This window comes from Nitrospirota bacterium, from assembly GCA_040757335.1.
Taxonomy (GTDB): Bacteria; Nitrospirota; Nitrospiria; order 2-01-FULL-66-17; family 2-01-FULL-66-17; genus JBFLXB01.
The window spans coordinates 1-1,654 of record JBFLXB010000061.1; the positions used below are offsets into that span (position 1 = coordinate 1).

A 1,654-nucleotide genomic window follows, 5' to 3' on the forward strand; every position below is an offset into this window, starting at 1 on the left:
CTCTAACTAGCCAAGGGCAATCGCCCTTGAAATCCCCATTCGCTTTAGAGCGCCGAAGCACCTATATGAAGTGGAAAGTCAATAGACCTCCTCTGCGGAGGCGGCGCTGTTGTTGACTTTCCAAGGGGCCTCCTCCATTCCGGCACGAACGCCTCGACCGCGAATGGCCTGTTCGACGGAACGGCGTCGATTTTAGTTGCAGCGCGCGTGTTCATCGTCTGGCCCGTCGTTCGACCTTGGGATGCAGGCGATCCTAAGAAAGTCGCCGATGCACCTATCCGGGACTCCACGCGGGGTCCATGAAGATCTTGGGGCGTAGCCGCAAGCGGCGGGTTCATTCACGAAAGGGGGACTCCCGATCGCGAGGGACCAGAGTCCAGTGCTTCGGTAGGAACTCCGCCGCCTACGCAGAACTCGACGATGGCCCGGACGATGACGCGCCGGCCTCACCGACGCCCGTCCGACCGACCCACTCGGGCCGATAGACGCTGCCATTTTTCCACATGCCCCACATCACCGCCGTCTGGCTTCGAGCCACGCTGCGACGGGCGTTGCGGAGCGACAGTCCCTCATGCACATACCTCGCATACTGGTCGGCGAAGGGATTGTCCTTGGTCGCGATCGCCGACTTGGCCGCGCCCAGGACTGCACATTTGAGAATTCGGTTGACATCCGTTGGCACGAACACAGCCGTGGGGCCTTCCCCGCTGCGGCGCCGCTGCAAGCCAATCCCGAGATACTTCCACAGCGCCGACTTGCTCCTGAATCGCCAAGGGGTGTCCACATACGCGAAGAACGTCGCCGCCCGGATCCAGTGCACGCCGGGAACGGCGATGAACCGCCGGATGACTTCCTCGCGCCGCGCCAGTCGCACCATCATGCGGCGCATGCCGTCGGCTTGTCGCAGGGCCAGTTCGTAGCCCTCCCACAACAGCTGCAGTGCCGCCCGCAGCGTGCGGTCCGACGTCCAGCGCTCCAACAGGGCCTGGCGCTGCTTCGGCTCGCAGAAGGCGCTCTCCCGCACGAACACGCCGTGCTGACGCAACTGGCCCATGATCCGATTGGCCTGTCGCACACGGTTGCGAACGCGATCGTGATACAGTCCCACCATCTGCTTGAGCACGATCCGTTCAAAGCTCTCCGTGTGATGCACGGGCTTGATGTATCCCCCGCGATAGAGCTGGGCCAGCTTCGGGGCATCGATCGGATCATCTTTGTCGCCATCTTCGGCGATCAGTCGATTGCGGCGCGGCTCGCACACGACGATCTCATCCACCTGCGTTCGAAGATTCCGGTACAGCCAGTCGGCCAGCGGACCCTCCTCAAAGACGAGATAGCGCGGAGCAGGCACCGACACGATAGCTTCCATAAGCTCTGGTATCGTCGTGCCACAGCGTTGCCGTTTCACCACTTGTCCGGCCTCGCTCACCACGGCCATCTCACAAAATGCACAATGCGTGTCCAATCCGATAAAATGTCTGCCTCGCATGGGGCCTCCCTTCTGATAGCTGGATGGTCTGCTGCGTCAACAACAGACTACCGCTAATCCGGGGGGGATGCCCCGCCTTCATAGATCTTCACGAAATGCCGAACAAGATTCCGAATCCAAAGGACGAATGACCGAAACACTCGCGCCCGCGAGGGCTCTAGTTTT

General features: G+C 61.4%; 1 protein-coding gene. It reads right to left on the reverse strand.

Annotated elements, in window-relative coordinates; translation table 11 throughout:
• Window positions 1-403: 403 nt before the first annotated feature.
• Window positions 404-1,489: a transposase gene (locus tag AB1451_16885; protein MEW6684570.1), complete on the reverse strand. Its 1,086-nt coding sequence runs from the start codon at window positions 1,487-1,489 to the stop codon at window positions 404-406.
• Between the last annotated feature and the right edge of the window lie 165 nt (window positions 1,490-1,654).